We start from the raw sequence: 6,309 nt of genomic DNA, 5'->3' as shown, positions 1-6,309 counted from the left end.
ATTAAAAACGTGTTGATTTGTTTCAAATTGTTTTCAGCATGGCCTTTGACAATGCTTTTTTCTTTGTCAGCATAGGTCCCAAAACTATAGACGTTCGGTGTCCAATGCGTAAAACCATCCAAGTTATCTAAAATGGCTTCTTCTGAAGTCAAGACAACTCCACGGCCGGCGGCCATTTTCTCTTTTGACCGGAAACCGAATATAGCACCTTTTTTTCCATCCGATTTGTAGTCAATCGGTTTGATCTTGCTGTTTTTGAATTTATACTGACGAATGCCTTGTTTTAAGAACAATGAATAGACTTCTTGGATTTGCATAGGAACACCACCTTTCGATTTTGAGTACAAAAAAGAGGACACTAAATAACACAGTGTCCTCTAAATATTAAAAATGCTTAAAAAAGTAGCAAAAACCGCATAGTTGTGCACTCAAATAAGCCTTTTCATATTGAAATTTTTTTCGAATTTTGGTAAACTAAAATTGTTGGAAATAGAGTACCAAATGAAAAAAGAAAAGACATCTGTTTGACAAAACTTGAAGGTGAACGCCAATTCACTTTTCAAAGTTTGTCTTTTTTTTATTTGAAATTTTTTATTTTTATATCATATCGTGTAAAGACAACTTAAAAGCTTCTAGTTCTTCAGAGTTAGTTACATTTTTGAGCGCTTCTTTGACTTTAGAAAGTTCATAGTCATGCTGCATTAATAAAGGTTCGAATTTTGTGTTGATAATTTCTTCAAATTGATCCAACGCTGCATTCCCGAAGTCTCGTGTCCCATTATCAAATTCTCTAACGTATCCCAGTGATAAACCAGCCGCCTTAGCTAATTCCGGTCTACTCACATAATATTCGTTTACGAGAAGTCGCAAGACATAGCGATTGTATTCATTTCTGAACTCCTTCGAATTTTCCTCCATAAAGAACACTCCTCTGTTGTTACTAGTAACAATTCGTTATCGTCATAATTTTAGCATTTGTGTTTCGTGAATACAAGTAAAATTAGACGCAACAATAAAGGTAAATGTCTGTAAACACGCATTACTTAATTGCAACAAACCCTTTTCTTTTTGAACAGTACAATACTAATGGTAATGTATTACATGACTATTAGTATTGTATTACATTATCGTTGAACAACTTTTCCTATAAATCAAGTTTTTGTTGTTGCTAGCAACTACAATTTATGGTATCTTAACAGTAAGTTAAAAGAATACTAATAGTCATACTTTAGTCATGTTAAAAGTAATGTAGTATATGACTAATATATTTCTAGCAGGAGGAAAGAAATATGGCAATGAAAATTAGCGTCGCAATAAATAAAGGCGGAGTCGGAAAAACCCTTATAACTTTGAATTTAGTTGGTGCAATTCGTAAATCTTTTCCATCGGCTAAAATATTAGTTGTAGATTCAGATGCACAAGGAAATCTTACTAAATCATTTCAAGTCAAAGTCAACAAAGACGATAACACGATTTATGACGTTTTCATGGGCACTGGTACTGTTAAAGAGGCGATTGTCTCTACCTATGACACTCAAATTGATGTACTACCGGCAAATGCAGACAATAACTACCTAGAATTCGATAAAATGGAAGAATTTAGAGATAATATTTTAAGCTGGTTTGTAGCGTTGATTAAACAATTCCGAGAAAATATTAGCCAAATCTCCAGTATTGAAGGTTTAAAAAAATTATTGAATAAAAAGATTGACCCTAGTTCAAATTATTTCAATGCACTAGAGGGAGCTTTTGACGACGTTGAGCAAGACTATGACTTTATATTTTTTGATACACCACCTGAATTAAAGCAGGTGACATCCTCAGTTTTGACTATTTCAGACGTTGTCATTATTCCTTTTGAGCCTGATATTAGTAGTGTTGACGGTGTTACTCAACTAATTTCAAGGGTGAACACACTCAAGGAAGAATTCAATCCGAATCTAAGAATAGGCGGTATTTTAGCTAATAAAGTATATAATACAAATGTCCATGCAAAAGTTATCAATTCTATGATGAAATATGCGAACCGCAATAACTATCGTTATTTTGATACTGAAATTCCTCGATCAATTAAGTTTGCGGATAAATTAATTCGTCGAGGAATGCCAATCACCATGGGGTACCCAGACAATGAGTTTGCACAATACTTTTTCAGACTAGTCAAAGAAATGAACGAATACGGCCTGCTTGACGAGAATGGTAAAACCATGGTAATACCTAACAACCTTTTAAAAGAAAGTGAAGGTGAAGAATAATGCCACGAAAACGAAAAGCTTCGGGAGATTTCCCAAGTGCATTTGATGACGAATTAGGAAATATTGAAACTCCTGAAGATTCTCTTACTCCTCCGGAGGCTGAAATCAAAACTAATGTTGAAAAAAAGCCCGTGTCTTCTGAGGCCGATATTTCTGAAGCCGTAAGCCCAGATGTAAAAAAAGAATCAACTGGTAATAAAGAAAGTAAATTTGGATTCAGTCTTAGAAAAGACCAAGATGTTATTGAAACGGTCAATAAAACTTATAAAATTAGTGATTACACAGCTAGAAAGTTAGATAGTTTGGTTCATAGTGATAGCAAAAACACCAAGAAAATCTCAGGTACGAAGGGTTTCCTCTCTGATTTCTTGGAGAATGCTATCTGGCAGCATTTTTTGCAATTAGGATTAATTGATGAAGAAGAAGCGAACGAACATATTAAAGACTACTCTAAGTATCCTATTAATATTGAAAACTTTAATAATATAAAAAAATAGATAAAAGACTATTAGTAATGTTTTATATTACTAATAGTCTTTTATTGCAATGCTAATACATTTTTTATATGTTACTATTAGTATTGTAATACTATTTTTCCAATTATCTGCTATTAAGTGTTTGACATTTGTTGATTGCAAATACAATTCGAAATATTCCCTATTGTATTGTAATGCATTACTAATAGTAATGTTTTGATAATGTAATACATTACATGGTCTTTATAGGTATTCAATCAAGCAAAAGGTCTTTCTTCTGATAGTTACTAATTGATAATATGAACTCTGATAAGTCAATTCCTGCAAAAGCAAGTAAAATTTCTAAAGTATGCTTGCTGTATGAAAATTCAACCATATCAGTAAGAGGATTAATTACTTCTACCACTGAACGATTATGGATATCGAGTAGTTCAATATTACTTAATTTCATTTAATCACCTCCGATTTGAAGCGTTTTTCATCTGTGTAAATAACTCTCTTTCATAAATATGTTAAATCTTTTTAGAAAAAGTTGTTGTGCTATAACTTTTCAAAGTACTTGGGACTGTAATGTATTTAATATATTTAACACAGTCTGTCCATCCGTCATACATCGCAACAAAATTATGGTAATTACCTACACTTGTACCACTTTAACTTCAAATATACTATTAACAGCTGATATGACAGCCTTCCCGGTTCTATTAAATCCAATTGAACCTGTTTCAAGATTATTTGAACTATAAATGGAATCTTCCAATTCAGTTTTTTTCTTTTTTATCTACATTCTTCACTAATAAATTATGCGTATAACGTTCTTCCTTTGCTTCCGCCATTTGATTATTAGGTTCATCTAGAATGTCCGTCAGCTTGTTATTTTAGTAGGTTGGGATTGGCCAATATACGTCAACATTTAATAAGTTATCACTTTATTATGAGTAAATAAGAACAAAAGCACCGATTTAGTCACTTAAAGACAGTACATCTTCATTCGTTGCAATGCAGTGTACTCCAGTCGTGTCTTGCCAATATAACAAGTTGGCATCTGAATTGTTTCTATTATCAATTTTTTGAAGTTTTCTCATTTCTTGTATTGCAGAACCAAAATCTTCAGTTATTTTATTTTCAATTTCTAGCATTGAAATATACTCTTCCCTAATAAGATCTTTTTTAGTGTCATTCTGTATAAATTTAGTTAGCTTACCTGAAGTTTTTTTATTATTGGAATCTCCTTCTGAATCATTCAATTTTTTTAGTGCTTTACTACGATTACGGAAATTTCCATAAACAAATAATGTATGTTCTAAGATATTTTGAAAATTAACTGTAGAATACTTAATGCATTCTGGATTTTCTTGAGTATCTAAACATAGTCTTAAATACTTAATACGTAAAAGCAATAAGCTAGAAAGAAGAGTAAAGTAAGCATCACTGTTTTTATATGCTGAAGCTGTATTCTCATTGAGACTATCAAGAATTTCATAACGAGCTTTTAACTTTCCACCGTCTCTTTCTACTAAAGCCAATCGAATCATCATATCTTGGGAAAAATGACCGATTGTTGAATACTGGGTATACAATTCATCTACCACGTCAATAGCAGAAGACAAATCAGCTATACTTGTTACTTCTTGACGTAATAAAATTTGATCGATTTCTTTTTGGATAACATCTAATTTTTTATTAACGACTTTGAATTGTTCCATGATAACTAGCGTGCTCATTACTTGCATAGCGATAATTGGGGCTACTATATGTAACGAGGCTGCCACTGGAATAAAACCAGCTTGACCAACAATACCTCCACTTCCCATAACTGAAGATCCTACTCCCCCACTAGACAGTTTCATAAGTAAATCTGGATTTGCTGTTGCCATGAACAATGTTGAAGAAAAACTTGAAGAAATAGCAGTAAGGCCTATTCCACTTGTTGCAATTACGCTTGACATGACTGTTGGGGAAATACTCATTTGGTTTTTCGTGTACCTTCCTGTACTAAGATAATTTTAAGCTAATTTTTGAATCAGTTGTTCTCTGGACTCTCCTTGTATCTCTAACAGCTGCATGTTTTGTTGTTCTAAATTTTTTTCAGTCATGTTTGTATCCCCTTTTTTTGTTTCTGGTTCAAAGTTTTTTCTACTCCCATTTTAGATGTCTTCAGTCTTAATTTCGTAATAGCCTTCGTAGTAATAACTCGCATCAATTCCCTTAAAGAATTGTTCTTTACTCAAATCATCTGTCAAGGCATGTTGAATCAGATATTTTAGTTCGTTAGTGCTTACCGTGCTACGGATCGTGGCATTTAAATACTCATCTTTATCAATCTTATTCCAATCCACTATTTTGTGCAGTTTAAGTTTCAGAATTAAATCTAGCCATATTCGAGTTGCTCGGCCATTTCCTTCTCTAAACGGGTGAGCTGCATTCATATCTGAATATTTATCAATAATTTCATCAAAGGTTTCTTGCGGTAATTGATTGATATAATTTAAAGACTGCTCTAAAAATATACGTGGCGCAAATTGAAAATTCCCTTTTGCAATATTGACTTCGCGAACTTTTCCTGCAAAGTCGTAAATATCCTGAAATACAAAATGGTGAATGTCGGCTAATCCTTTAAACGTCCCAATTTCAAGGTCATTTATCTTACCAGACTCAAAAAGCTCTTTGGCTCGCTTTTTTGTTAATAGCTCTTCTTGTTTCGCTAATTCAGCGGAATTTGTTAGTCCTAGTTTATTGTCTAAAACCAAAGTATCACCTCATCGTTAAATTTTATGAAAATATTTTTTGGAAAATTTAGGTCGTTCATTTAGCTATGTTGCTTCGTTGGACATCAATTTAAAACGGCTATAGATTCCAAAAGAAATCAAACCAAAACTACCTAGTCCAAGATTAACTACACCATAAGAGGATTCTGGCTGCATTGACATACCAGTAACATAGAGATTTATCATCATTAGCATTTTTATAAATATTCTACTAAACATAATCGTAATATTTCCAAACCCAAATGTAGTTAATACGACTGTTGTTAATAGTAATCTAATTATTTGATAAGCTATACTTTATAGAGTTCAAACGAACATTTTTTGCAAGAATGCTTTTTTCTGCTCTTGTAGTAAACTTAACTTACGCTGATGAAGAGCGATAGTATCGTCGAGTTGTTTGAAAAATATACCTATTCTCTCTGGTGTTAGTATCAAATCTTAGACAGCTTTTCGTAGAGACAAGAATAAATTAAACTTATCTACGAGAGGATGAATTTTTATGACCCGATATGAAGAAAATTTTAAACAGATGATTGTTGAACTGAATCAAACTGGACGTTCTGTTCGAGGGTTGGCGAAAGAATATGGCTTATCTGAAGCAACGATTTACAAATGGAAGAATTTATATTTACCTAATCAGTCCACAGGACTGACTGGAAAAGAAGTGGCTGAACTGAGAAAAGAAAATGCTCGTTTGAAAGAGGAACTTGAAATCTTAAAAAAAGCCGCAGCCATATTCTCTCGGAAAACCTAAATTCGCTTGTTCAATTTATTGAAAACTGGTGTAAGGATTACACTGTTTCTTTGTTG

General features: G+C 32.7%; 7 protein-coding genes and 1 pseudogene. 3 read left to right on the top strand and 5 right to left on the bottom strand.

What is annotated here, in order from left to right:
- Positions 1-317, bottom strand: a pseudogene (locus AC1Z3S_RS19715) (primase C-terminal domain-containing protein); the annotation flags it as partial.
- 280 nt (positions 318-597) lie between these two features.
- Positions 598-918, bottom strand: a complete 321-nt coding sequence (locus AC1Z3S_RS19710) for an XRE family transcriptional regulator (protein WP_461741792.1) — start codon at positions 916-918, stop codon at positions 598-600.
- Between the two features lie 371 nt (positions 919-1,289).
- Between AC1Z3S_RS19710 and AC1Z3S_RS19705 the strand changes: the two genes are divergently transcribed.
- Positions 1,290-2,255, top strand: a complete 966-nt coding sequence (locus AC1Z3S_RS19705; RefSeq protein WP_461741791.1) for a ParA family protein — start codon at positions 1,290-1,292, stop codon at positions 2,253-2,255.
- A complete protein-coding gene (locus AC1Z3S_RS19700) occupies positions 2,255-2,752 on the top strand; it encodes a hypothetical protein (RefSeq protein WP_461741790.1) in 498 nt (165 codons plus the stop codon). Before AC1Z3S_RS19705 ends, AC1Z3S_RS19700 begins: the two co-directional genes overlap by 1 nt.
- Before the next feature lie 232 nt (positions 2,753-2,984).
- On the opposite strand, the gene AC1Z3S_RS19695 is transcribed toward AC1Z3S_RS19700, so the two are convergent.
- The 3 genes from AC1Z3S_RS19695 to fic form a co-directional block, all read right to left on the bottom strand.
- Positions 2,985-3,182: a hypothetical protein gene (locus AC1Z3S_RS19695; RefSeq protein ID WP_265460403.1), complete on the bottom strand. Its 198-nt coding sequence runs from the start codon at positions 3,180-3,182 to the stop codon at positions 2,985-2,987.
- A gap of 511 nt (positions 3,183-3,693) precedes the next feature.
- Positions 3,694-4,701, bottom strand: a complete 1,008-nt coding sequence (locus AC1Z3S_RS19690) for a hypothetical protein (protein ID WP_461741789.1) — start codon at positions 4,699-4,701, stop codon at positions 3,694-3,696.
- A gap of 177 nt (positions 4,702-4,878) precedes the next feature.
- The gene (gene fic / locus AC1Z3S_RS19685) at positions 4,879-5,481 is read right to left on the bottom strand and encodes a protein adenylyltransferase Fic (protein WP_461741788.1); all 603 of its coding nucleotides are present in this window, start codon (positions 5,479-5,481) and stop codon (positions 4,879-4,881) included.
- Between the two features lie 517 nt (positions 5,482-5,998).
- Here fic and AC1Z3S_RS19680 point away from each other — a divergent pair.
- Positions 5,999-6,253 (top strand): transposase, encoded by a 255-nt coding sequence (locus AC1Z3S_RS19680; protein WP_301528219.1) that lies wholly within the window; start codon positions 5,999-6,001, stop codon positions 6,251-6,253.
- Positions 6,254-6,309 lie beyond the last annotated feature (56 nt).

This window comes from Enterococcus sp. LJL90 (genome assembly GCF_056924355.1).
Note: the sequence above shows the minus strand (reverse complement) of the source record. Positions and strands in the feature narration are given on the sequence as shown.

Bases quoted from the DNA above. Each gene is read 5' to 3' on its own strand.
- AC1Z3S_RS19710 (WP_461741792.1), bottom strand. From the start codon at position 918: ATGGAGGAAAATTCGAAGGAGTTCAGAAATGAATACAATCGCTATGTC.
- AC1Z3S_RS19705 (WP_461741791.1), top strand. From the start codon at position 1,290: ATGGCAATGAAAATTAGCGTCGCAATAAATAAAGGCGGAGTCGGAAAA.
- AC1Z3S_RS19700 (WP_461741790.1), top strand. From the start codon at position 2,255: ATGCCACGAAAACGAAAAGCTTCGGGAGATTTCCCAAGTGCATTTGAT.
- AC1Z3S_RS19695 (WP_265460403.1), bottom strand. From the start codon at position 3,182: ATGAAATTAAGTAATATTGAACTACTCGATATCCATAATCGTTCAGTG.
- AC1Z3S_RS19690 (WP_461741789.1), bottom strand. From the start codon at position 4,701: ATGAGTATTTCCCCAACAGTCATGTCAAGCGTAATTGCAACAAGTGGA.
- AC1Z3S_RS19680 (WP_301528219.1), top strand. From the start codon at position 5,999: ATGACCCGATATGAAGAAAATTTTAAACAGATGATTGTTGAACTGAAT.